The following is a 25,992-nucleotide window of genomic DNA, read 5'->3' on the forward strand; positions in this document are numbered from 1 at the left end:
GAGATAGTGGCGAAAGAAATTACTTTAATTAAAAAGAAAGTTGTAACAGAGGAAGAACAGAAACAGCAAGTAGCAGATGAACTTCTAAATGAGCTATCTAATAATCGTGAAGCAGTAGAAGAAACGATGCAGCTGTTAGCGCAGTTGCAGAAGGCTGGAATATTAGATGCGGCGATTAGTTTACTTGCTGCGAAGGAAGATGTTTCAAAAATCGCTGTGGAGCAATTAAATCGTGAACCAGTTAAAAATGCACTTAACAATATGATGGGTGCGGGGGAAGCACTATCCTCAGTTGACCCAGAAGTAACGAAGCAAATTACCTCGAGCTTAGTCACTGGATTGCAATTTGCAACAGATGAATTAAAAAGTGGTAAAAAAACAAAAGTGATGGATTTCTTTAAAGTATTAAAAGATCCAGATATCAATAGAGCCATTACATTCGGTTTTAGTTTTTTGAAAGCATTTGGGCAAGGGTTAGAGAAAAAATAGAGTAAGTGAAAAAGTGATGGGAAGTAGCCATCACTTTTTTCATTGTATGTATAAGAGTGTTCATGTTAAGCGGAATATATTATTATTAAAGGGATGGGTTAGAAATGGAAATGTGGAATCCATCTCAAATATCGTTTTAGAATGTGGAGGAATATATGCAACACCGTAAAAGACTATCTATACCAGGAGTAATGAGACATTCCTTTCAAACTGTTAGATTTGCTTTTTGGAATGTGTTAACATTCCAACTTGCTTATAAATTATTAGCAGCGATTGTGTTTATCCCACTTTTCGGTATTATTTTCAATAAGTTGTTGTACTTTGGTGGGTATGCAAACGCAACAAATGATGAGTTATTAGCATTTTTGAAAACACCATACGGGATTTTAGCGATTGTAATTTTATCTATATTGGCATTGTTTCTGATCTTTACAGAGTTTGCAGTACTTATTATCATTTCGTACTTCGCTCATAAAAGGCAAAAGGTGAGATTACGTCCGATTTTATATAAAACAGTAACGTATTTACCTTCTCTGTTTACATATTGCTTACCTGGATTTGTTTTATATGCAGTTGTACTATTACCACTATTAAGTATGGGATATAAATCTGCATTGATTCCTGAAATTCAAATTCCTAATTTTATTACAGGTGAACTATTTAAGACAACAATGGGGCAAGTTGGATATTATACTTTCTTTGCTGTAGTTGCCTATTTGAACCTTCGTTGGATTTTTGTTTTACCTATTATTGTTTTAGAGGAGAAGCCGTTCCGTACGGCAGCACGCAAAAGCGCAAACTTAGTAAAAGAAAGCTTCTTTAAAGTGTTGTTCTTTTTAGTAGGTTTTTTCATATCTGTAGGAATTGTTTTTCTTTTATGTGTAGGAATTTATTTACTTTGTCTGTGGGGAGTATATGAATTTACAAACCCAGAAGGGACATTTGCACTACTAGCAGAGTCAACTATTTCAGTTTTCCTAACAAGTACATTGTATCTATTTAGCTTTATTATGACGCCGTTCTATATTATGGCGTTAACAAGATTGTATTTACAAAAGGTTCCAGTCGAAGATGTTTTATTAGAAGAAGGATTAGATTATTCAAAGACGAAGGCAGATAAATGTTTCTTCCAAAAACATCGTTGGAAATTTATTGGTGTATATATTGTAGGAATTATTACGGCGGGAATGGTTGTTGCTTTCATTGTGACCTTTATTACAAACACATATAAAGAACCGATTATTATGGCTCATCGCGGTTATATTTCAAAAGGTGTAGAAAATACGAAAGAAGCTGTGCAGGGAGCTATTGATGCGAAAGCAGACTACGCTGAAATTGATGTACTACAAACGAAAGACGGTGAACTAGCAGTTATACATGATTTGAAGTTGAAACGTCTTGCTAATGCTAATGTTCATGTTTCGGATTTAACGATGGACGAGTTAAGGCAGCTTACCCTTAGTCAAGATGGGTTTTCAGGACAAATCAGTACACTTGATGAAATCATTAAGCTGGCTAAGGGTAAAATCAAACTTAACATTGAAGTGAAGCTTCATGGTGGTGAAAAAGATTTTGTAAATAAAGTATTAAAAACGATTAAAGATAATGAATTTGAGAAGCAATGTGTTATTCAAACGTTACATTACCCACTTATAAAAGAGTTTAAGCGTGCAAATTCAGATATAAAAGTCGGATATATACTGTATGCAAGTAGAGCCAACTTAAAGAATGTGAAAGCTGATTTTTATGTAGCAGAAGAATACATGTTAAATAAGAAATTAGTAAAAGAAGCAAGGAAGTTAAACAAACCAATTTACGTATGGACAGTAAATGATATGGAAAGTTTAAAGGGATATTATAAATTGAACGTAGATGGTATCATTACCGATTATCCTGAAGATGCACGTGAAACAATTAAGATGTTAAAAGAGCAAGAAGAGGAAGAAAGTGATCTGTTTGATAAAATTACTGAAACAACAGATGATTTATTTTCCAAGTTATTTATAAGTTATCCAGCTGCTAGCTAAATGCTAGCAGCTGTTTTTTTTGGAAAGAATATATCCCTAAAGTATTGTTTAAACTCATAGATGTATATGTATACGGCATCATTGGTGTTTCTTACATTGTTACATTATTGTCGAATAATAAATGATTGCTGTTTATTTTAAAGGAGTATAATAAAAATAGATTGATAGATAACGAGATGGAACAAAGAGACTAATAGAATCAATGTTCCATATATTTACACTATTCTAAATATATAAACTTTAAAAATATAGTATGTTAGCGTTTTCATAACTTTTAAGTTATGCTAGAATAAGGACATAAGTTATTAATTATTACAAAAAGAAAAAAGACTTTCTTTTTTCTGTTAATTATAAGGGGGCATTTCATTATGCGTATTGGGGTACCAGCAGAAATTAAAAACAACGAAAACCGTGTGGCAATGACACCAGCAGGTGTTGTACATTTAATTCGTAACAATCACGAAGTATTCATTCAAAAGGGTGCAGGTTTAGGATCTGGTTTCACAGATGCTCAGTATGTTGAAGCAGGAGCAAAAATTGTTGATACAGCTGAAGAAGCTTGGAACATGGAAATGGTTATGAAAGTTAAGGAACCAATTGAAAGCGAATACAAACACTTCAGCGAAGGTTTAATCTTATTCACATACTTACACTTAGCTCCAGAACCAGAATTAACAAAAGCATTAATCGAAAAGAAAGTTGTTTCTATTGCATATGAAACAGTACAATTAGAAAACCGTTCTCTACCATTACTTGCACCTATGAGTGAAGTAGCTGGTCGTATGGCTGCACAAATTGGTGCACAATTCCTTGAGAAGAACAAAGGCGGTAAAGGTATCTTACTTGCAGGTGTTCCAGGGGTTAAACGTGGTAAAGTAACAATCATCGGTGGTGGACAAGCTGGTACAAATGCTGCTAAAATTGCAGTTGGACTAGGTGCGGATGTAACAATCATCGACTTAAGTGCAGAACGTCTTCGTCAATTAGATGACATTTTCGGAAACCAAGTAAAAACTTTAATGTCTAATCCGTACAATATTGCAGAAGCTGTAAAAGAGTCTGATCTTGTAATTGGTGCAGTATTAATCCCAGGTGCAAAAGCGCCAAAACTTGTAACAGAAGAAATGATTAAATCAATGGAACCAGGTTCTGTTGTTGTAGATATCGCGATTGACCAAGGTGGTATTTTCGAAACAACTGACCGTATTACAACTCATGATAACCCAACTTACGAAAAACACGGCGTTGTTCATTATGCAGTTGCAAACATGCCAGGTGCGGTTCCACGTACATCAACTCTTGCATTAACAAACGTAACAGTACCATACGCAGTACAAATTGCTAACAAAGGCTACAAAGAAGCTTGCTTAGGCAACTCTGCATTACTAAAAGGTATTAACACATTAGATGGCTATGTAACATTCGAAGCAGTTGCAGAAGCTCACAGTGTAGAGTACAAAGGTGCTAAAGAATTATTAGAAGCAGAAACAGTATCTTGCTAATAGAAGCATTATACAAAACAAAATCGAACAATATATAAACCAACATGATAAGAGCTAAGAGTGAATATCTCTTAGCTCTTCTTGGCAAAAGGGGGCATACATCGTGGCCAACCTATTTAAAAAGAAATCCGTTACGCAATTGTTAGGGGAAAGTAAAAGTAAAACTTTAACGAAAACGCTAGGGGCATTTGACCTAACAATGCTAGGGATTGGTGCGATAATTGGTACAGGAGTACTAGTATTAACAGGATTAGTAGCAGCAAGAGATGCTGGTCCAGCAGTTATCTTTTCATTCATGATTGCAGCGATTGTTTGTGGATTTGCAGCATTATGTTATGCAGAAGTTGCATCTACACTTCCGGTTTCAGGTAGTGTGTACACATATTCATATGCGACAATTGGTGAGTTTATTGCCCATCTAATGGGATGGACATTACTATCTGTATATGTCGTAACAACTGCTGCGGTAGCAGGTGGATGGACAGGTTATTTTAATAACTTAGTGAGTGGATTCGGATTAGAAATTCCAACAGAGTTGTTAAAGATTCCATCACAAGGTGGGATCGTGAATTTACCAGCAGTAGTCATTACATTAGTTTTAACTTGGTTACTATCAAGAGGTACGAAAGAAAGTAAGCGTGTGAATAACATAATGGTATTAATTAAAATTGGTATTGTTATTTTATTCATTGCAGTTGGTGCGTTCTACGTACAACCAGAAAACTGGACACCATTTGCACCATACGGTATTAGCGGAATCTTTGCCGGCGGAGCAGCAGTATTCTTTGCTTTCTTAGGATTTGATGCATTAGCAACTTCTGCTGAAGAAGTAAAAAATCCACAACGTGATTTACCGATTGGTATTATTGCTTCGTTAGTTATTTGTACAATTATTTATGTTGTAGTATGTCTCGTTATGACAGGTATGGTTTCTTATAAAGAATTAGATGTACCAGAAGCTATGGCATATGTGTTAGAAGTTGTAGGACAAGATAAAGTAGCAGGTGTAATCGCAGTTGGAGCTGTAATTGGTATTATGGCTGTAATCTTTGCTTACATTTATGCAACGACACGTGTATTCTTCGCGATGAGCCGTGATGGTTTATTACCAAAATCATTTGCGAAAATTAATAAAAAGACAGAAGCACCAGTATTTTCAACTTGGTTAACAGGTATTGGTAGTGCTTTAATTGCTGGATTTATCGATTTAAAAGAATTGTCGAATTTAGCGAATATTGGAGCATTGTTAACATTTGCGATGGTAGGTGTGTCAGTTATTATTCTTCGTAAAACACATCCGAACTTAAAACGTGGCTTTATGGTACCACTTGTACCAACGCTACCGCTTATTTCAATCGCATGTTGTCTATTCTTAATGTTTAACCTACCATTAACAACATGGATCTACTTCGGTATTTGGTTAGCAATTGGAGTAGTTGTATACTTTGTTTATTCGAAAAAACATAGTCATTTAAAAGACGATGGAAGTTCGCAGGATAATTTAGAACAAGCTAATTAAAAGCTTAGTTAAAAGGGATATAAGTATAGTAAGCCTTGTGCGTCTAGGGAACGCGCAAGGCTTTTTCTTTTGTGCAAAGTGTATATTCTTTTTTGTATGAGAATGTAATGGATGCGGAAAATATGTGTAGATCTTTTTTAAATGTGAACGAAATGTTCAAAAAAATGTATGAGATTTCATTGACACATATGAATGGACGCTCATATAATAAAGGTATAAGATATATGAATGATTGTTCATATGTTCAAATAAAGAGGTGAGCTATAATGGCTGGAAATAAAGTAGAAACACCACAAGAGACATGTTCTCAAACGATAATTCATGAAGAAGTTGTTGATCAAGTAAAACAAACAATTCCAACGGATGAAAGTTTAAGTAAAGTAGCAGAATTATTTAAAGTATTAGGCGATCGTACACGTACGAGAATATTACATGCGTTATTTGAAGCTGAAATGTGTGTTTGTGATTTAGCGTATTTATTAGGAATGACACAATCATCTATTTCACATCAGCTTCGTGTGTTAAAGCAAGCGAAACTTGTAAAGAATCGTAAAGAAGGAAAGGTCGTTTATTATTCGTTAGCTGACCAACACGTAATTCATATCTTCGAGCAAGCGTTTGAACACGTAAACGAGGAAGAATAAATAGAACGCGAGGAGGGAGAACGATGGCTGAAGCATTAGTGAAAAAGAAACTGATGTTAGAAGGTTTAGATTGTGCGAACTGTGCAATGAAAATTGAAAAAGGTGTTGGAAATATAGAAGGAGTAAATTCTTGCTCTGTAAATTTCGCGACAAAAACAATGGTTTTAGAAACAGCGCAAAATAAAGAAAGCGAAGTTGTTACAGAAGCAAAACAACTCGTTACAAAATTAGAACCGCACATTAAAGTGCAAGAAGAAAAAAACACAAAAATGGCAAAAGAAGTGTTTATATTAGAAGGTTTAGATTGCGCAAATTGTGCGATGAAGATTGAAAATAAAGTGAAAGAAATGCCGACCATTTCAGCAGCAACTGTTGATTTCGTATCAAAGAAATTACGAGTTGAAGTAGCGAATAAAAGGGAACTAGAAGCGACTGTAGCTAATATAACAAATGTCGTTCAAAAGTTAGAACCAGATGTGAAAGTTGTTCGTGAAGAAAAGGGTGGTCATGACCATGGACATAGTCATGATCATGGTGAAGCAAATGTGAAAAAGATGGTAGGACGATTAGTGGTCGGCGGAATTTTGACAGCAATTGCTGCATTAGCTGGCTTACCACAAATGATCACAATTCCGTTATTCGTCCTTGCGTATGTATTAATCGGTGGAGATATCGTTTGGAGAGCAGTAAGAAACATAACTCGTGGTCAAGTGTTTGATGAGAACTTCTTAATGGCAATTGCAACACTAGGAGCTTTCGCAATTCAACAATACCCAGAAGCGGTTGCAGTAATGTTATTCTATCAAGTAGGAGAACTATTCCAAAGTATTGCGGTAAACCGTTCTCGAAAATCAATTACTTCATTAATGGATATTCGTCCTGATTACGCTAATGTAAAGGTTGGAAATGAAACGAAACAAGTATCACCAGAAGATGTACAAATCGGCGATTATATTATCGTGAAACCTGGTGAGAAAGTACCGTTAGACGGAAAAGTAGTTGAAGGAACATCAATGGTAGATACTTCAGCATTGACTGGTGAATCTGTACCACGTGAAGTTGAAGTTGGAAATGATGTATTAAGTGGTTTTGTGAACCAAAATGGTGTATTAACAATTGAAGTTACAAAAGAATTTGGTGAATCAACTGTATCAAAAATTTTAGATTTAGTTCAAAATGCAAGCAGTAAAAAAGCGCCAACAGAAAACTTTATTACGAAGTTCGCGCGTTACTACACTCCAGTTGTAGTAATTACAGCAGCGATCATGGCGTTTATTCCACCACTTATTCTAGAAGGAGCTACATTCTCTGATTGGATTTATAGAGCTTTAGTGTTCTTAGTAATCTCTTGTCCATGTGCGTTAGTTGTATCTATTCCTCTTGGATTCTTTGGAGGTATCGGTGGCGCATCTAAAAGTGGTGTGTTAGTAAAAGGAAGTAACTATTTAGAAGCTTTAAATGATGTGAAATATATTGTTTTTGATAAAACAGGCACATTAACAAAAGGTGTCTTTAAAGTTACAAAAATGGAACCAAGCGAAGGCATTACAAATGAAGAATTATTAGAGTATGCAGCATTTGCTGAAGTGTATTCTAACCATCCAATTGCACAATCGATTCGAAATGCATATGGAAAATCAGTTGATGAAAAAATAATCGATGATTATAACGAAATTTCTGGTCACGGTACAGTCGTAAAAGTACAAGGAAAAGAAATTTTTGCAGGTAATGCTAAATTAATGAGAAAAGAGAACATTACATTTAAGCAACCAGAAACAGTAGGTACATTAGTTCACGTTGCTGTAGATGGAAAATATGCAGGTTATATTGTTATCTCTGATGAGGTAAAAGAAGATTCAAAACAAGCAATTCAAAGGTTAAAAGAACTAGGTATTAAGAAGACAGTCATGTTAACTGGTGATGCAAAACCAGTTGGTGAAGCTGTTGGTAAAGAATTAGGTTTAGATGAAGTTCACGCAGAACTATTACCGCAACAAAAAGTAGAAGAGATTGAAAAAATTGATGCAGCGAAGCATGGAAAAGAAAAAGTTGCTTTCGTTGGTGATGGTATTAATGATACACCGGTATTAGCAAGAGCCGATGTTGGTATTGCAATGGGTGGTTTAGGATCAGATGCAGCAATTGAAGCAGCAGATATTGTTATTATGACTGATGAGCCTTCAAAAATTGCAACAGCTGTAAACATTGCCAAACGTACACGACGCATTGTGTGGCAAAATATTATCTTTGCATTAGGAGTAAAAGGATTAGTTTTATTACTTGGTGCCTTCGGTATTGCAACAATGTGGGAAGCTGTTTTCTCAGATGTTGGTGTGACACTACTGGCAGTGTTAAATGCAATGCGTGTACTACGAGTGAAAGATTTATAAAGTGAAACTTTAATCAGTGGGGGGGGCTTTATCCCCCACTGATTATTAGTTGAACCAATCGGGCTTTTACGGGCAGTTGATCCCCCATCTAACGCCTTTGCTTTCGCTGAATTTTGAGGTGGGGGGTCTTACTGCCCGTTAATGCGGGATAAAAAAGAGGACGCAACCTGCGTCCTCTTTTTTAGGTTATTCTGTTGAAATTGACTCAATAAAATAATAACAAATATTATTTTTAAAATAAATAACGTAATATTAAAATTTACAAATAAAAAATATTTGTCTTGTTATTTTAATATATTTTTTACAAAGATATATAGCATTGAAAAAAACAGAGAAGGGCAGCTTCTCTGTTTTATTTTTGTATATTTTTTTCAACTTGTTCTCGAACAGTTTGAATGTAATTCATTTTATGATCCCAGCATTCTTGACTTAAATCGACAGGGTATTCTTCAGGATTTAAAGTTCGCATATATTCTTCCCAAAATAGTGCGAGACTTTGTTCATTATATTTTTGAATATCTAATATGCCTGGTAGTTCATATGTTCTTTCACCGTTAACGAAAATGTCTTTATGCAGTTCGCGTGCTTCAAAGTTGGTTACAAATTTACTTATATACGTGTGAACAGGATGAAACATTTTTAGGCGCTCTTCTTTTCCTGGTTCTTCACAATCTAATGCAATATAATCGCCTTCAGCATGATCGTTCACTCGATTGATAATGCGATAAATTCGTTTCAGTCCTGGAGTAGTAATTTTTTCAGGGTTAGATGAAATTTTAATTGTATCATTTAATTTTCCATCAGTATCTTCAATCGCAACGAGTTTATAAACAGCTCCTAAAGCTGGTTGCTCAAAGGAGGTAATCAATTTTGTTCCAACGCCCCATACATCAATTTTTGCTCCTTGAGATTTTAAGTGCATAATTGTGTATTCATCTAAATCGCTAGAAGCAATAATTTTTGTATGTGTAAAGCCAGCTTCATCTAGTAGTTTTCTTGCCTTTTTAGATAAATAAGCCATATCACCACTATCAAGGCGAATTCCGTAAAAATCGATGCGATCCCCGAACTCTTTCGCCACGCGAATTGCATTTGGAACACCAGATTTTAATGTGTCATATGTATCAACGAGAAAGACGCATTTTTTATGAGTTTCAGCGTATTTCTTAAACGCAACATATTCATCACGGTATGCTTGAACGAAAGAGTGTGCATGTGTGCCGGCTACAGGTATTCCGAAGCGTTTCCCAGCCCGTACGTTACTCGTAGATGAGAAACCACCGATAAAGGCAGCACGTGTACCCCAAAGGGCTGCATCGAACTCGTGGGCACGTCTTGTGCCGAATTCTAAAAGTTCATCGTTATTTGCAGCGTGCTTCATACGAGCTGCTTTCGTTGCAATTAATGTTTGGTAATTCACAATGTTTAACAGGGCGGTTTCAATAATTTGTGCTTCGCCGAGTGGTGCATCGACACGTAATAAAGGCTCGTTATTAAAGACAACTTCACCTTCTTGCATACTTCGAATCGTCCCAGTGAATTTCATATTTTGTAAATACTGAAGAAATTCTTCTTCAAATTGTAATTCTGCTAAATAAGCGATATCGCTTTCGGTAAAGCTGAAGTTTTCTATGTACTCTACAATTTTTTCAAGACCAGCAAAAACAGCATAACCATTCTCGAATGGAAGTTTTCGAAAGTATAAATCAAACACCGAGCGGCGGTTATGAATACCATCTTTCCAATATGTATAAGCCATATTAATTTGATATAAATCTGTATGTAAGGCATAGCTATCGTCTTTATAATAAGTCATCGCGAAAACACCTCCATAATTTGGTTATAGTATACCAATTTTTCACGGCTCGTAGCAAAGAATGGATATGAAAGTATAGTCAAGTGGGAAAAAAATGAAATATTGCATATTTTTTAGAAAATTAACATTTATCAATTTATATTTCTCAAGATTTTATGTATTATTAAAGTAATGGGGGTAAATGAGAATGGAGGAGGACAATGCAACAAACATTAGAAAAGATAGGCAAACAAGTCTTTTATAAGCGGCTACAGCAAAAAATGACACAAGAAGAATTATGTCAGGGCATTTGTTCTGTCTCATACTTAAGTAAAATCGAAAATGGAAAGATCGAAGCATCAGAAGAGATTCTACAATTGCTCTGCGCAAGATTAGAAATTGCCGTGACGGATTTGAGAGATGTAGAAGAAGATGTGAAGGGGAAGCTGGATGAATGGTTAAATGCATTAGTTCATTTGGACAAGCCACAAGTAGAGCGCATATATGAAGAATTACAAGGTGAAATGAAGCATGTTTTGGATTTTGAAATTATAAATTATTATAAGTTACTTTATACGCGGTATTTAATTATGAAGAGAGATTTTCCTGCTGTCAAAGAAGAATTAGAGAGCTTAAAGAAGATGTACAAAAAGTATTCACCATTCCAAAAATTATTATATACGTATAGCAAAGGCTTGTATTATTTTTTACAACATAGATATAAGAGGGCATTGGAGTATTTGACTCGAACAGAAGTAATGGCAAAGGAACAAGGTTATCATGAAAATGGAATATATTTCAACTTAGCTCTTGTTTATAATGAATTGGAAGTTGAACATATGACTTTACATTTTGCTAATGTAGCAATGGAAGGATTTAAGAATGAATATAAATTCCGTTATGTGATAAATTGCCAGTTACTTATTGCATTGAGTTATATACAAAAAAAACAATATAATGAAGCACTAGCTATTTATAATAATATTTTGAGAGAAGCAAATTCTTTTGCCGATAAAGAAAGTATAATAGCTATTGCTTTAAATAATTTAGGCTTCTTGTACTATAACTTAAAAGATTATGCGAAAGCTAAAGACTATTATTTGCAATGTCTAAAGTACAAAAAGGAAGAGGATTTAAATTATATTGATGCAGTATATGAGATCGCTTTGCAGTGCATTGAATTAAAAGAATTTGAAGAAGCAAAAGATTGGATTGATAAAGGGATAGATGTCGCGAAGAGGGATGAAAAGTATAAAAGTATGCTATATATACTTTTAATACTTAAGCATAAATATTTTGAAACTAAAGATGTTTATAAAAAGTTTTTAGAGGTTGAGGCAATCCCGTTCTTTAGAAGTGAAGAGAATAAAAAAGAATTAAAAATGGTGTATTTAGAACTAGCGGGATACCATGAAGAATTATTAGAGTATAGGGAAAGTAATAATTACTATAAACTAGCAATTAATTTATTAGAAGAAAAGGGAGGAAAATAGTATGAAAAAGAAAATAATTATTGGTGCTTTGGCTTTGATAGCTGTATTGGTAGTATTGGAACCACAATATGCTTGGACATCGGATATCTATGGTCAAGGAGAAAAAGTAGTTGAATTGGTAAATTCTTAATAAAAAACCCCTTTCCAACCGGAAAGGGGTTTTTCAATATTTGTTCCTCAAAATTCTACAAAACTTGAGAAAAAAATTATTTGAATTTTTAGTATATTAATAGTGAAAACATAATGCTAATATGAAACTACTCTTTTTCAAAAAATAATTTATTAGGGGGAAGGTTCATGAAAAAGAAAAGTTTAGCATTAGTGTTAGCGACAGGAATGGCAGTTACTACGTTTGGAGGGACAGGCTCTGCGTTTGCGGATTCTAAAAATGTGCTCTCTACGAAGAAGTACAATGAGACAGTACAGTCACCAGAGTTTATTTCTGGTGATCTAACTGAAGCAACTGGTAAGAAAGCAGAATCTGTTGTGTTTGATTACTTAAACGCGGCAAAAGGCGATTACAAGTTAGGGGAAAAGAGTGCGCAAGATTCTTTCAAAGTGAAACAAGTGAAGAAAGATGCTGTAACTGATTCAACGGTAGTACGTTTGCAACAAGTATACGAAGGAGTACCTGTATGGGGTTCTACTCAAGTAGCTCATGTGAGTAAAGATGGCTCTTTAAAAGTATTGTCTGGAACAGTTGCGGCTGATTTAGACAAAAAAGACAAGCTGAAAAATAAAAATAAGATTGAAGGCGCAAAAGCAATTGAAATTGCGCAAAAAGATTTAGGGATTACACCTAAATATGAGGTAGAACCAAAAGCGGACTTATATGTATATCAAAACGGTGAAGATACAACATACGCATATGTTGTGAATTTAAACTTCTTAGATCCAAGTCCAGGAAACTACTACTATTTCATTGAGGCAGAAAGCGGTAAAGTATTAAATAAGTTTAATACAATCGATCATGTGACAAATGATGATAAGTCACCAGTTAAACAAGAGGCTCCTAAGCAAGATGCAAAAGCAGTTGTAAAGCCTGTAACAGGAACAAATAAAGTAGGAACTGGTAAAGGGGTATTAGGAGATACGAAGTCGCTTAATACAACATTATCTGGATCTTCTTACTATTTACAAGATAATACGCGCGGAGCAACGATTTTCACATATGATGCGAAAAACCGCTCAACATTACCAGGAACATTATGGGCAGATGCAGATAATGTTTTCAATGCAGCGTATGATGCAGCAGCAGTAGATGCTCATTACTATGCAGGTAAAACATATGATTACTATAAAGCTACATTTAATAGAAATTCTATTAATGATGCAGGAGCACCGTTAAAATCAACAGTTCATTACGGAAGTAATTATAATAATGCATTCTGGAACGGATCACAAATGGTATATGGAGATGGTGATGGTGTAACGTTCACTTCATTATCTGGTGGAATTGATGTAATTGGTCACGAATTAACGCATGCAGTTACGGAAAATAGTTCTAATTTAATTTATCAAAATGAATCAGGAGCTTTAAATGAAGCAATTTCTGATATCTTTGGTACTTTAGTAGAATTCTATGATAACCGTAACCCAGATTGGGAGATTGGTGAAGATATTTACACACCTGGTAAAGCGGGAGATGCGCTTCGTTCTATGAGTGACCCTACGAAGTATGGTGATCCAGATCATTATTCTAAGCGTTACACAGGTTCAAGTGATAACGGTGGGGTTCATACAAACAGTGGTATTATTAATAAACAAGCTTATTTATTAGCAAATGGCGGAACACATTACGGTGTAACTGTGACTGGTATCGGTAAAGATAAGCTAGGTGCAATTTACTACCGTGCAAACACACAATATTACACGCAATCTACTACATTTAGCCAAGCTCGTGCTGGTGCAGTACAAGCTGCAGCTGACTTATATGGTGCGAATTCTGCAGAAGTAGCAGCAGTTAAGCAATCATTTAGTGCTGTTGGTATCAACTAAGGCTTTAGAGGATAGCTATTAATAAAATACCTCAAAAATAAAGAAGGAGCATAGGCTCCTTCTTTATTTTTTTCTCCATTTTTTCCACAAATAATACAACCCAATGCAACCTGCGATTGTTACAATCCACTTCGCTTCATTTGTGCCATTCATGACATGGTATGCAGAATATACCTCGATTAACAATGCCGGTATTTTACCTATTGTACTGGCAATACTGAAGGATAGTAATGACATTTTGCCTAGAGCTGCAAATAAAGTCACGATACTAGACGGAATGAAAGGAATGAGGCGGAACGATAGGACGAGTAGAAAGGCCTCTCTACCTTCTACATAAAGTAGGCGTTCTACCTTTGGATACTTATTTACTTTGCTGTGAGTGAATTTCTGAAGACCTATACGATAAATATAAAACGAGATAATAGCCCCTAATGCCTCACCAGCGATCGAAATAATAGTTCCATTTGTTACACCAAAGAGCTGTATGTTAATAGCGGTCAAAAAAATACTAGGGATAACGCCTAAAAGACTAATGACTATGTTGATTAAGATGCTAAGTGGAATTGCGATTGAATAATAGTCTGTTAAGAAGTTTTGAATTGTTTCAGCCATTGTTTAAAATCCTTTATCTTTTTTTGCATTACACCATATTTCCATTGTATAGGCAAGTGCAAATTTACATAATGTAGAAAACGTTGATAAAACACCATTCATATACCTTATATAGGTATTGGGTATATGTAATAAGGGGTATATTTATATAACTTAAAAACACCAAATAAACCCTTTGTTTAAAGGGTTTATTTGGTGTTTTTATAGGTGTTTAAACTTGGGAAATAATTATAAAAACATAGGGGTATATTTATAAAAGGTCAAAAATAGCGATTTTATGAAAAATAGATGAGGAATTTGAAAAATGTATATGTTTTTTCGGTGTGAAATTGACTTTTAGTGAAGTTACGATAATAATCATGAAAGAGGTGATATGATGAAACGAATAAGTAGTCTTTTCTTGAGTAGTTTATTGGCATTAATACTGATCTTAAGTGGATGTGCAGGAAAAGAACAAAAAACAGAGAAACAAACAGGGAATCAATCGACATCAGTAGAAAAAATTAGTGATAATATTTTAGACGAAATGGAAGGGCCACCTAAAAATGGTCACACGATTGAAAGACATGTAGGCAAATCAGAAGAAGATTTGAAGAATCGCTTGAAGACAGATAAAGTATCAGCAGCAAGTACATACTATGACAAGGAAACGGCAACGAAAGCTGTAAAAGATAGTTTGAAGCAGCATGATAAGGAAATTCAAGATTGGTTAAAAAATTCTAAAGAGGCTCGTCTCGTATTAAATACAACACATTCATTCCCGGTTGGAAAAACGGTAATAAAGAAAAATATGAATGTAAAAGACAAGTTAGTCAAAACTGTTACTGTTTTAGCGAGAGATAAGTCAGGAGATTTAGGATATAAGATCATTACTTCTTATCCATCTGATAAATAAGAAGGGGGAGTAAATATGTATACGACATTACAATATTTTTTCAAATCGTATTGTACGTTAAGTATCCATGAGGATGAAGTAGTAGGCGTGATGGAAGAGTTTATAGAGCAAGAGGACGAAGAAATTGTTTTGAAATTACGCGATGAATTATTATATATGAAGAAAAAGGATGCTTGGGAAGAGGCGTGCGTATTAGCTGCGAAGCAAGGAAATCGTATGTGGTCGTTAGAAGAAACGAAAGACCATCTTGCAACCTTTTTAGTATTATTGCAAAAGAAAAAGGCGTGACTTATTCACGCCTTTTTCTTTTTGAAATTTGTTCGTTTAATAGTGTCTTATTCTTTTGGAGCGCTTTTATATACGCTTTTTGAAATTTGCCCATTAGATATTACTTCACCGTTTTGTGTAACTTTTTTATATGTAACTGCTGTTATTTTATCATTAGTTCTACTAATTACTTGAGAAGAAACTTCAACATTTTTACCAGTATTTGTGCCGAAAATACGTGTAGTAATACTACCTCCATTTGAAAATGCTTGAATATAAATATGATTGCCTGTATTGTTTTTAAATTTTAAATCTGGACCATAATCTGCTACTGCTGCATCTTGCCCAAGTGGTAAATAATTTACGGGCATAGAATGATTGCTTCGAGAAACAATTCCTAAATCTGCTCTTAAAGCTGCGCTATATAAAGTACTACTAACTTGGCAAACGCCTCCACCTGCACTTTGTATAACTTTCCCTTGTGAATATACAGCTGCGGATTTATAACCATGAGCAGCATCCGTTACGCCAACGCGGCCATTAAAACTAAATGTTTCATCAGGTGCGACAATCACTCCACTTAAAGTATTAGCTGACTTATTTACGTTAAAGGATTGATTCCCATTACGACCAGCCATTGGAGTTGAATATTCAGCAATTACTTCTTTAATCCCCATTTTCTGTATATCTTCTGTAGAACGTTCAGGCTTTAATAGTGTAACGGGTAATGTAACGTCAGATGTGCCAGAAGTAATGGCTTGCTGCGTTAAATCAGTTAACTTTTCTTTATCGATTTTTTCTCCATTTTGGCTCTGGCTAATATTTACTGTAGTGCCTTCAATACTTAATTCAGCATTAACGGGATTTTTTAATGTTTCATTATATTTATCCTTCATAAAGTTTTTATAAGCAGTTGTATTTAATTGAGGTGTTAATTTATAGTCACGTTTTACTTCACCGTTCTCAGCTTGTTTCCGCATTTTGTAACGATTTATTGCGTTGCCTTCTTGTTCTTTAAAGATTTTGTCGATAATATCTTTTTCTTTATAATTTATCCCTAAATCTTTCCATGTGTAAGTTTGTTTATCGTTTTGGAATATGTACGTAAGTGATTTTTGATCTAATTCAGTGATTTTTTGATTAATAATAGCTTGAATATCTTTTTTATTTTTTCCATCGAGAGAAATACCTTCAAATGAAGTATTGGGTAATGCAGTAGTATCTAATTGATTATTTAGTTTGGATACATATTGATATCCGCCAACACAAAGTAATATGCCTCCAGCAATTGCAGAACCGATCAGTATTTTACTTAGCTTCATTTATTTCCCCCCAGAAATTTTTGTATAAATATATGTATTACATTTTTTGTATAAAAATGATGAAAATAACATTATGTACGTACTAGTATACTATTATTTTCACTATGTGTGTAATGTTTTTATAAAAAATGTTACACTGTTGTAATAATTGTCTCTTTTTGTCACAATATGTACGAAAAATATGTTGAAAATTATAATAAAAAGGCTGTCTAGAAAGTTCTAGCAGCCTTTTTATTATAATTTTTTATGTTCATTTTTATTCGTAACACCAAGATGTTCTTGTAGTTTTGTCGAAATCGTATTGACGCTTTTTTCGTTTGGAACGTAATAATAAATACCACCTATATATTTATCAGTACCTTCTACTTGCATTTTGTCCATTTTTAAATTGGAATCCATTGAATTTTTTGCAATTGTCATCATATCATCAAAAGTTAAATTTGTTTTTAAGTCTTTATCGACAGCATCTAATAGACCACCGATCTTATTAATGGAATTAAGTGATAGTGCTTTTTGAGCGATAGCTTCTAAAACAAGCTGTTGTCGTTGACCGCGCATATAATCACTATCGATATGACGAGTTCTTGCTAGTGCCAGTGCTTCCTCTCCATTTAAATGTTGACGTCCCTTTTTAAGGTGAACTGCATCTGCTTCATCTTTACTATTTTGTTCTGTGAACTCCACTGGAACATCTACAGTAATCCCACCAAGGGAATCAACAATTTTGATAAAGGATTTAAAGTTGAATTTTACATAGTAGTCAACTGGAACATCTAAAAAGTTCTCTACCGTATCAATCGTGCTATCTACACCACCGAATACGTGCGCATGTGTAATTTTATCGTATTTATCACGTGATTTAATGTATACACGTGAATCACGTGGAATACTGACAAGCTTAACAGATTTATCGTTTTTATTAATTGTGGCAAGTAATAGTGCATCTGTACGAGTTGCTTTTCCGTAATTTTTGTCCCTGATTTCACTTTCATCAACCCCCATAATGAGTACAGAAATGTTATCAGTCATAGGTTTAACGGCTTTTTCACGTTTGCTGGATTTATCCCCACGGCCCAGTTCAGAATAGGCATTACTTAACACAGACTTTGCTTTACTGTATATATGGAAGGAATAGCCCCCAGCTCCAAGTGCTACAACCAGTAATGGAATAAGCAGGAACCAAAGTAGGCGTTTTTTCTTTGAGCGTCCTTTTTTGGCTCGAGTATCTTTGTTCATATCGGATTTCATCATTTTTTCTCCTTTAAAACTATCAAAGTATATACATCTAGAAGCGCATTCAAACACATAAAAAATATTGTACGCTAAATAAAAGCGATTGTACATGTATAAAAAATAGATGTCTTGATTATTTATAAAGACATCTATTCGTTATTGTATACAAAAGATAGGGAGAAGAAAATGATAAAATTTTACCTAATTACAACATAATGCTTACGATAATTGCAGATAAAATGCTAACGAGAGTTGCTCCGTATAGTAATTTAAGGCCAAATCTGGCAACGACGTTTCCTTGTTCTTCGTTTAATCCTTTTACCGCACCTGAAATAATGCCGATAGAAGAAAAGTTGGCAAAAGAGACGAGGAAGACAGAAATAATACCAACTGTACGAGGAGAAAGGCTATTAGAAATTTTACTAAGATCCATCATGGCTACAAATTCATTCGTTACAAGCTTCGTTGCCATAATGCTACCAGCTGTGACAATTTCAGTACTTGGTACACCGATAAGAAACGCAATTGGTGCAAAGACGTAGCCGATTAATTGCTGGAAAGTAATGCCGAATATAATGAGGAATAGATCATTAATGCAGCTAATTAATGCGACGAATCCGATAAGCATAGCACCGACAACGATAGCTACTCGAAAGCCATCTAGAATGTACTCTCCAAGCATTTCAAAAAAGCTTTGCTTTTCACCTTTTATTTCTAAAATATCTTCGTCATCCCTCACGTCGTAAGGGTTAATGATAAGTACGATAATAAAGCCGCTAAATAAATTGAGAACGAGTGCGGTTACTACATATTTAGGTTCGATCATAGTCATATAGGCACCTACGATAGACATAGATACAGTTGACATGGCAGATGCACAAAGTGTATAAAGACGGTGTTTTGGAATTTGAGCTAATTGTTTTTTGACCGTAATAAAAACTTCTGATTGGCCGACAATGGCAGATGCGATAGCATTGTAAGACTCTAATTTCCCAAGACCATTTATTTTGCTAAGGAAGTAACCGATCCAACGAATGAAAAATGGCAGTATTTTGAAATGTTGCAATATACCAATTAAGACGGAAATGAAGACAATTGGTAATAAGACAGTAAGGAAAAATGGCATTTCACCTTTATTGGCAAGGCCGCCAAATACGAAGTTTATACCATCAGCAGCATACTCGAGTAGCTTTGTAAACAGACTAGAAATGACCCGAATAAGTATGAGGCCAAATTCTGTATTTAATAATAAATAGGTTAAAATTAACTGTATAATAAGCATGATGAAAATAGGTTTCAATTTAATATGTTTCTTATTGTTACTAGCAATATAAGCAAGGAAGAAAACAACGATAAGTCCCACGAAAAAAGTAATAAATTTCATAGTAAGCCCCCTAATAGAGATATTCTGCTATATATGTTTTTCATTTCAAGGGAGAATATGCATCTTTGGTAAAGAAAGGAATAGAGAGAGTATGAATATATGTAGAGTACACCACGTTGCAATTATTTGTTCAAATTATGATGTATCAAAAGATTTTTATACCAGGATATTAGGTTTTAAAGAGGTAAATGAGGTATATAGAAAGGAACGAGATTCTTATAAGTTAGATTTATGTGTAGGGGGAGAGTATCAAATTGAATTATTTTCATTCCCAAGTCCACCTGAGCGCCCGAGTTTTCCAGAAGCGTCTGGACTTAGACATTTAGCATTTGCTGTTACAAATATAGAAGAGGCTGTAAAACATTTAAACGAATGTGGTGTTGAGACTGAGTCGATACGTATTGATGAAATAACCGGAAAGAAATTTGTTTTTTTCCAAGATCCGGATGGTCTACCTTTAGAATTGTATGAGGTTTGAAATTGGTGAATTTTATATAGGGTTGCTTTTGAGTAAATGAAGAAACTAAAGTGAAACTTCTTTTTTAAAGGAGGTGTCACTTTAGCTAAGAAAGCTAAAGGATATATGTGGATATTTTAAAATTACTGATGGTAGTCATTCTTATTGCATTAACAGGTTTTTTTGTAGCTGTTGAGTTTGCAATTATTAAGGTGCGTAGCAGTCGTATTGACCAACTCGTTAGTGAGAAACGACGAGGAGCATTGGCAGCAAAAAAAGTAACTTCAAATTTAGATGAATATTTATCAGCATGTCAGTTAGGTATTACAATTACCGCTTTAGGACTTGGGTGGTTAGGCGAGCCGACTATAAAACATTTACTTGAGCCGTTGTTTTTAAAACTACACCTATCTTCTGCAATTGCAAGTACCGTTTCATTTATTATTGCTTTTGCAGTTATTACGTTTTTACATGTTGTTATTGGTGAACTTGCTCCTAAGACGTTCGCCATACAAAGAGCAGAGCAAGTTAGCTTATTATTATCGAAGCCACTTATTTACTTTTACAGAGTAATGTATCCGTTTATTTGGGCTTTAAATGGTTCTGCAAGGCTTGTAACAGGACTATTCGGGTTACATCCAGCTTCTGAGCATGAAGTTGCTCATTCGGAAGAAGAATTACGATTAATCTTATCTGAGAGTTATGAGAGCGGAGAGATTAATCAAAGGGAATTTAAATATGTAAATAATATTTTTGAATTTGATAATAGAGTAGCAAAGGAAATTATGGTGCCTCGTACGGAAGTTGTAGGTTTATATGAGGACGAACCATTTGAAACACATATTAAAATAATCGCACAAGAAAAATATACGAGGTATCCTGTATTTGGTGAAGATAAAGATGAAATCATTGGAATGGTTAATGTAAAGGATTTATTTATTCGTTATATGGATGGTAATCGGGACGAGGAGTGCTCGATTATGCCATATACAAGGCCGGTTATTGAAGTGTTAGAAAATATTCCAATTCATGATTTACTATTACAAATGCAAAGAAAACACATTCCATTAGCTGTGTTGTATGATGAATATGGTGGTACAGCAGGGATTGTTACATTAGAAGATATTTTAGAAGAAATTGTTGGAGAAATTCGAGATGAATACGATGAAGATGAACACCCGCCTATAGAACATATAAGTGAAGGCTGTAAAATTGTAGAGGGGAAAGTGCTTATTAGTGAAGTAAATGATTTATTTGGCATACACTTAATCGCTGATGATGTAGATACAATTGGTGGCTGGATTATGGTACAAAAGCAAATCGTTGCTGAAGGAGATATTATTGAAAAACACGGCTTTTCTTTTAAAGTTCTGGAAAAAGATATGCATCAAATTAAACGAGTGGAAATAAAGAAGGGAGAAGAATGATTTTCTATAAAAGGTATATATAGAAAATTAAATGTTTGCGCTTTCAAAAAAGGTGCTATATAGTGAAGGTGGACACTGAAAAATTCTTCTGAATGATACTCGTATTTTTAGAGGGCGAATTTTTTAAATAGGGATTTAGAATGAAAAGTATAGGTGATGAAAATGATAGCAACGAAGGATATACGTATAGAAAAAGATTTTTTAGGTGAAAAGGAAGTACCAAGTAGAGCTTATTACGGTGTACAAACATTACGTGCGGTAGAAAACTTCCCGATTACAGGGTATCGCATTCATCCGTCACTCATTACGGCAATGGCAATTGTGAAAAAAGCGGCGGCACTTGCAAATATCGATACTGGTTACTTAGCGAAAGACATTGGACACGAAATTGCAGAGGCAGCACAAGAAATTGTTGATGGGAAATTTCATGATCAATTTATTGTAGATCCAATTCAGGGCGGTGCTGGAACTTCTATTAATATGAATACGAATGAAGTAATCGCTAATCGAGCGTTAGAACGTATGGGATATGAAAAAGGCGAGTATGCAAAAATTAGCCCAAATACCCATGTAAACATGGCTCAGTCAACGAATGATGCGTTTCCAACGGGGATTCATATTGCAACTCTTATGATGTTAGAAGAACTTCTTATTACAATGGAAGAACTTCATGCTGCTTTTTGTGCAAAAGCAAAAGAGTTCGATCACGTCATTAAAATGGGACGTACACATTTACAAGATGCTGTTCCGATTCGTCTTGGACAAGAATTTGAAGCGTATAGCCGAGTGCTTGCGCGTGATATAAAAAGAATTAAACAATCTCGCCAACATTTATATGAAGTGAATATGGGGGCGACAGCTGTTGGTACGGGATTAAATGCAAACCCTACCTACATTGAGCAAGTGGTTAAACACTTACGAACATTTAGCGGATTCCCACTTGTTGGTGCAGAGCATTTAGTTGATGCAACGCAAAATACAGATGCATACACAGAAGTATCTGCAGCATTAAAAGTATGTATGATGAATATGTCTAAAATTGCGAACGACCTTCGGATTATGGCATCTGGTCCACGTGTTGGATTGGCGGAAATTCAATTACCAGCTCGTCAACCAGGTTCATCTATTATGCCGGGTAAAGTAAATCCTGTTATGGCAGAAGTAATTAATCAGGTCGCTTTCCAAGTAATTGGTAACGATCATACAATTTGCTTAGCGTCAGAAGCAGGACAACTGGAGCTCAACGTAATGGAGCCTGTGCTTGTATTTAATTTAATTCAATCTATTAGTATTATGAATAACGGATTCCGTGTATTCCGTGAATATTGTATTAAAGGAATTACAGCAAATGAAGAACTGCTGAAACAATATGTTGAGAAAAGTGTTGGAATTATTACAGCAGTTAACCCTCATATTGGTTATGAAGCAGCATCACGTATTGCACGTGAAGCAATTGAAACAGGAAAATCTGTTCGGGAGTTATGTTTAGAACATGGTGTACTGACAGAAGAAGAATTGGATATTATTTTAGATCCATTCGAAATGACGCATCCTGAAATTGCTGGTGCTTCTTTACTAAAGAATAAGAAGATGTAATGTGAAAAAACACCTCCATTGAATTTACATACGTAGTATGCAAATTCAGGAGGTGTTTTTATATTACTATTCAAATTTACTTCATGTTGAGAGGGGGGGAATTATATAAGACGAACAGCAATATAACAAGAAAAAACGTCTTATAAAAAGATGTTTTTTGAATTGAAAAAAGGAAAAAGTCCCGTTACAAATCGAGACTTTTTCCTTTTTTTAAAAGATATTAAATACAGCGTTTAATTGAAGTAAGCTAATGATAGCTAAGAAGATTAAACTGTATTTCATTGCTGTTTTAAATAGGGCAGATTCTTTACCAACTAGTCCAACTGCTGCACAAGCAACTGCTACAGATTGTGGTGAAACCATTTTTGCCATTGTACCACCTACTACGTTTAATGCAACAAGAGTAGAAGGAACGATGTTTAATTGATCTGCAGTTACTGCTTGAAGCGGTGCGAATAATGAACCACTTGATACTACTGAACCTGTAATGAATACGCCAATCCATCCTAAGATTGGAGAAAGAACTGGGAATGCATTACCAGTAGAAGAGAATGCAAGTCCAAGTGTAGATGACATACCAGAGTAGTTTTCCACGTAAGCTAAAGCGATAACACTACAGATTGTATACACTGGAGCTTTTAGTTCTTTTATTGTTTCAACCATTAATTCTTTAACCATTTTACCTTTTACGCGGTACACGATAAGTGAAACGATAATTGCTAATACGATTGCAGTAGTTGTAGATGAGAATACATCAAATTTGAAAACCGCTGCGAAAGGTGTATCAGCTTTTGTAATTGGTGTAGTTTTCATAACAGCGTTATGAAGACCAGGGAATTGAATGTTAAATACTAGGTTTGCTAGTGCGCCATCCGGAGCAAATAAAGCTTTAATTGGTTTTAAATTAAAGATTGTTACAAATGCAGTTAAGAATACGAATGGAGACCAAGCATATAAAATTTGATTGAATGTATGAGATTCTTTTTCTTCTTGTTTTTCTTCTTTAGCAGAAGATTTTGGCTGCCAAACACGTAAGAATAATGCAAGAGAGATCATACTTACAACGGCTGCGAAAATATTAGTAAGTTCTGCACCTAAGAAGTAAGTTACAACGAACTGAGTAATTGCGAAAGAAATACCACTTACAAGAATACCTTGCCAAGTTTCTTTAATACCTTTAATTCCATCGACCATTGAAACAAGTAAGAAAGGTAATACAATACTAATGAATGGTAGAATAAGAACAGTTTGACGACCGATAGTTAATGCATCTAATTCAGTTAATTGTGCTGGTACTGTAACTGGGATACCCATAGCACCCATAGCACCACCAGCGATGTTTGCTACTAAACAAATACCTGCTGCTTTTAATGGATTAAAGCCCATACCTACAAGTAGTGCAGCTGTAATAGCAACTGGAACCCCTAGACCAGCTGCGCCTTCTAAGAAAGCACCGAAAGAATAAGCGATTAATAATACTTGTAAACGTTGATCATTTGTAATGCTTGAAATACTATCACGAATGATGTTGAATTGCTCTGTTTTAACAGTTAATTTGTAAAGGAAAATTGCTGCGATAACGATAGTACAAATTGGGTAAAATCCGGATAAAATACCGAATCCGGCAGATGCTACAGCTACTGTTGCTGGCATTTTATAAACGAATATAGCAAGAATAATAGCGACAATCACACTGTAAAGCCCAGCGATATAACTTTTCATTTTCAGTCCCATTAAACAAATGATGAAGCAAAAAATTGGAAGTGCTGCGATTAGAGCAGATAACCAAATATTGTTTAATGGGTCATAAATTTGTGTCCAAGTACTCATAATAATGACAACTCCTATCTATTTTATGTGAAGAAATTCACATTATTTGTGAAACTATTCACAATCAACTTACATGCTTAGTATATTCTCCTTCAACACTATTGTCAACGTAAAAAAGTATAATTATTCCATAATAGTGTTAAAAGAAATGCTTTGTTCATAAAGTAGACAAAAAGCCCACTCAAATCTATTTGAGTGGGCGAGATAAATGATTTGCATATTCTTTTCTTATAGTTGTTTATACATTATTGATCCTACAGCTCTATAGTAGAGACCGTTTTTGTATCGAATATAGAGCTGCAGAATGTATCGCTTGTCCCATTTGATCAAGTTAGGAGTGGGACAGGAAATGTATTTAATAGGAAGTATTCCATCATAGTTCAAGCTAGTGAATATGAATTAAAAAGTAATAAGTTAATATTTAATGTTACGGTAGCTCTTTTTACTGAAAATTCCTTTTAGCGTAACAAAGAGGTTAAATATAACCCAAATACGTTACGATAGGTTATCAATTATAGACGGTATTTTACAATATCATTACTGTACGTTGCAATGAGGTGAAAATATAACAAAAAGCCTGATAAAACAACGTTTGCAAGCAAAGTATTTGCAGCCCGTTGTTTTGCTTTTTCGTTATATCATATAGTATAATATTCAAAATCAGCAAGGAATTTTTCCTGAGTTTTTTGCTGGTTAAGGTGGAAAAAATTTTCAGCTTTATAGGTTGATAAAGTTATGTCGTAACAGGAAATATAAGAACAGATATATAAATAAATAAAAAGAAAATAAAAACGAAAATGAGGGGAACTTTATGAGCCAAAATCAATTCGAATGTCGTATTTCAGAAGAAGATGTACAAATGTTAAGAGCGTTAGCGCATCCGTTGCGTCTACGCCTAGTAATGGAACTAATGCAACGTGGAACATGTAACGTAACACAATTACAGGAAGTGTTAGAAATTCCGCAATCAACAGTTTCGCAACATTTAACGAAATTAAAACAAAATAAAGTAGTACGCTTTGAACGACGAGGACTGGAAGTGTATTATCAAATTCATAATGATAAAGTAAGTGAAGTAGTAAAAACATTATTTTCTTAAAATTTGAATATTA

At 34.6% G+C, this 25,992-nt stretch carries 21 protein-coding genes; 15 read left to right on the top strand and 6 right to left on the bottom strand.

Features of this window, described 5'->3' with window-relative positions; genetic code table 11:
* The first annotated feature begins 6 nt into the window (after window positions 1–6).
* From MR079_RS15065 to MR079_RS15090, 6 genes are all read left to right on the top strand, one after another.
* Window positions 7–489: a helical membrane plugin domain-containing protein gene (locus tag MR079_RS15065; RefSeq protein WP_001040528.1), complete on the top strand. Its 483-nt coding sequence runs from the start codon at window positions 7–9 to the stop codon at window positions 487–489.
* Window positions 490–644: 155 nt separating this feature from the next.
* Entirely contained in the window at window positions 645–2,516 is a 1,872-nt protein-coding gene (locus tag MR079_RS15070; protein WP_127813846.1) for a glycerophosphoryl diester phosphodiesterase membrane domain-containing protein, read from the top strand.
* Window positions 2,517–2,884: 368 nt separating this feature from the next.
* Entirely contained in the window at window positions 2,885–4,018 is a 1,134-nt protein-coding gene (gene ald / locus MR079_RS15075) for an alanine dehydrogenase (RefSeq protein WP_242294212.1), read from the top strand.
* 103 nt (window positions 4,019–4,121) lie between these two features.
* The gene (locus MR079_RS15080; protein ID WP_001284877.1) at window positions 4,122–5,537 is read left to right on the top strand and encodes an amino acid permease; all 1,416 of its coding nucleotides are present in this window, start codon (window positions 4,122–4,124) and stop codon (window positions 5,535–5,537) included.
* A 266-nt stretch (window positions 5,538–5,803) separates the two neighbouring features.
* Window positions 5,804–6,181 carry an ArsR/SmtB family transcription factor gene (locus MR079_RS15085; protein ID WP_000918377.1) on the top strand — a complete coding sequence of 126 codons (378 nt, stop codon included), beginning with the start codon at window positions 5,804–5,806 and terminating at the stop codon, window positions 6,179–6,181.
* A gap of 23 nt (window positions 6,182–6,204) precedes the next feature.
* Window positions 6,205–8,571, top strand: a complete 2,367-nt coding sequence (locus MR079_RS15090; RefSeq protein WP_139869368.1) for a heavy metal translocating P-type ATPase — start codon at window positions 6,205–6,207, stop codon at window positions 8,569–8,571.
* Window positions 8,572–8,923: 352 nt separating this feature from the next.
* On the opposite strand, the gene MR079_RS15095 is transcribed toward MR079_RS15090, so the two are convergent.
* Window positions 8,924–10,387 (bottom strand): nicotinate phosphoribosyltransferase, encoded by a 1,464-nt coding sequence (locus MR079_RS15095; protein WP_016716431.1) that lies wholly within the window; start codon window positions 10,385–10,387, stop codon window positions 8,924–8,926.
* A gap of 200 nt (window positions 10,388–10,587) precedes the next feature.
* Between MR079_RS15095 and MR079_RS15100 the strand changes: the two genes are divergently transcribed.
* The 3 genes from MR079_RS15100 (at window position 10,588) to MR079_RS15110 (ending at window position 13,857) form a co-directional block, all read left to right on the top strand.
* Entirely contained in the window at window positions 10,588–11,859 is a 1,272-nt protein-coding gene (locus MR079_RS15100; RefSeq protein ID WP_139869370.1) for a tetratricopeptide repeat protein, read from the top strand.
* Window position 11,860: 1 nt separating this feature from the next.
* A complete protein-coding gene (locus MR079_RS15105) occupies window positions 11,861–11,989 on the top strand; it encodes an NprX family peptide pheromone (protein WP_138322496.1) in 129 nt (42 codons plus the stop codon).
* Window positions 11,990–12,156: 167 nt separating this feature from the next.
* Window positions 12,157–13,857, top strand: coding sequence for a M4 family metallopeptidase (locus tag MR079_RS15110; protein ID WP_134198224.1), 1,701 nt, complete (start codon window positions 12,157–12,159; stop codon window positions 13,855–13,857).
* A 63-nt stretch (window positions 13,858–13,920) separates the two neighbouring features.
* Here MR079_RS15110 and MR079_RS15115 read toward each other — a convergent pair whose 3' ends face one another.
* Window positions 13,921–14,469: a TVP38/TMEM64 family protein gene (locus MR079_RS15115; RefSeq protein WP_000852208.1), complete on the bottom strand. Its 549-nt coding sequence runs from the start codon at window positions 14,467–14,469 to the stop codon at window positions 13,921–13,923.
* 376 nt (window positions 14,470–14,845) lie between these two features.
* Between MR079_RS15115 and MR079_RS15120 the strand changes: the two genes are divergently transcribed.
* Entirely contained in the window at window positions 14,846–15,364 is a 519-nt protein-coding gene (locus tag MR079_RS15120) for an RNase A-like domain-containing lipoprotein (RefSeq protein ID WP_000822707.1), read from the top strand.
* Between the two features lie 15 nt (window positions 15,365–15,379).
* The gene (locus MR079_RS15125) at window positions 15,380–15,652 is read left to right on the top strand and encodes a hypothetical protein (RefSeq protein ID WP_000288789.1); all 273 of its coding nucleotides are present in this window, start codon (window positions 15,380–15,382) and stop codon (window positions 15,650–15,652) included.
* Between the two features lie 47 nt (window positions 15,653–15,699).
* Here MR079_RS15125 and MR079_RS15130 read toward each other — a convergent pair whose 3' ends face one another.
* The 3 genes from MR079_RS15130 to MR079_RS15140 all read right to left on the bottom strand — a co-directional run bounded on the left by MR079_RS15130 (window position 15,700) and on the right by MR079_RS15140 (window position 19,570).
* Window positions 15,700–16,953, bottom strand: a complete 1,254-nt coding sequence (locus MR079_RS15130; RefSeq protein ID WP_242294213.1) for a VanW family protein — start codon at window positions 16,951–16,953, stop codon at window positions 15,700–15,702.
* 234 nt (window positions 16,954–17,187) lie between these two features.
* Window positions 17,188–18,204, bottom strand: a complete 1,017-nt coding sequence (locus MR079_RS15135; protein ID WP_313897262.1) for an LCP family protein — start codon at window positions 18,202–18,204, stop codon at window positions 17,188–17,190.
* Between the two features lie 187 nt (window positions 18,205–18,391).
* Window positions 18,392–19,570 (bottom strand): NupC/NupG family nucleoside CNT transporter, encoded by a 1,179-nt coding sequence (locus tag MR079_RS15140; RefSeq protein WP_000668861.1) that lies wholly within the window; start codon window positions 19,568–19,570, stop codon window positions 18,392–18,394.
* A 91-nt stretch (window positions 19,571–19,661) separates the two neighbouring features.
* Between MR079_RS15140 and gloA2 the strand changes: the two genes are divergently transcribed.
* The 3 genes from gloA2 to aspA all read left to right on the top strand — a co-directional run bounded on the left by gloA2 (window position 19,662) and on the right by aspA (window position 23,050).
* A complete protein-coding gene (gloA2, locus tag MR079_RS15145; RefSeq protein WP_001017669.1) occupies window positions 19,662–20,048 on the top strand; it encodes an SMU1112c/YaeR family gloxylase I-like metalloprotein in 387 nt (128 codons plus the stop codon).
* Between the two features lie 107 nt (window positions 20,049–20,155).
* Window positions 20,156–21,454, top strand: a complete 1,299-nt coding sequence (locus MR079_RS15150; RefSeq protein WP_000353305.1) for a hemolysin family protein — start codon at window positions 20,156–20,158, stop codon at window positions 21,452–21,454.
* 162 nt (window positions 21,455–21,616) lie between these two features.
* Window positions 21,617–23,050, top strand: coding sequence for an aspartate ammonia-lyase (gene aspA, locus MR079_RS15155; protein WP_242294214.1), 1,434 nt, complete (start codon window positions 21,617–21,619; stop codon window positions 23,048–23,050).
* A 210-nt stretch (window positions 23,051–23,260) separates the two neighbouring features.
* On the opposite strand, the gene MR079_RS15160 is transcribed toward aspA, so the two are convergent.
* Complete coding sequence (locus tag MR079_RS15160) at window positions 23,261–24,880, bottom strand: L-lactate permease (protein ID WP_139869373.1); 1,620 nt, start codon at window positions 24,878–24,880, stop codon at window positions 23,261–23,263.
* A gap of 811 nt (window positions 24,881–25,691) precedes the next feature.
* Here MR079_RS15160 and MR079_RS15165 point away from each other — a divergent pair.
* Entirely contained in the window at window positions 25,692–25,979 is a 288-nt protein-coding gene (locus MR079_RS15165; protein WP_000081429.1) for an ArsR/SmtB family transcription factor, read from the top strand.
* The last annotated feature ends 13 nt before the right edge of the window (window positions 25,980–25,992 follow it).

The sequence above is a fragment of the Bacillus cereus group sp. BfR-BA-01381 genome (assembly GCF_022663555.1).
GTDB lineage: Bacteria > Bacillota > Bacilli > Bacillales > Bacillaceae_G > Bacillus_A > Bacillus_A pacificus.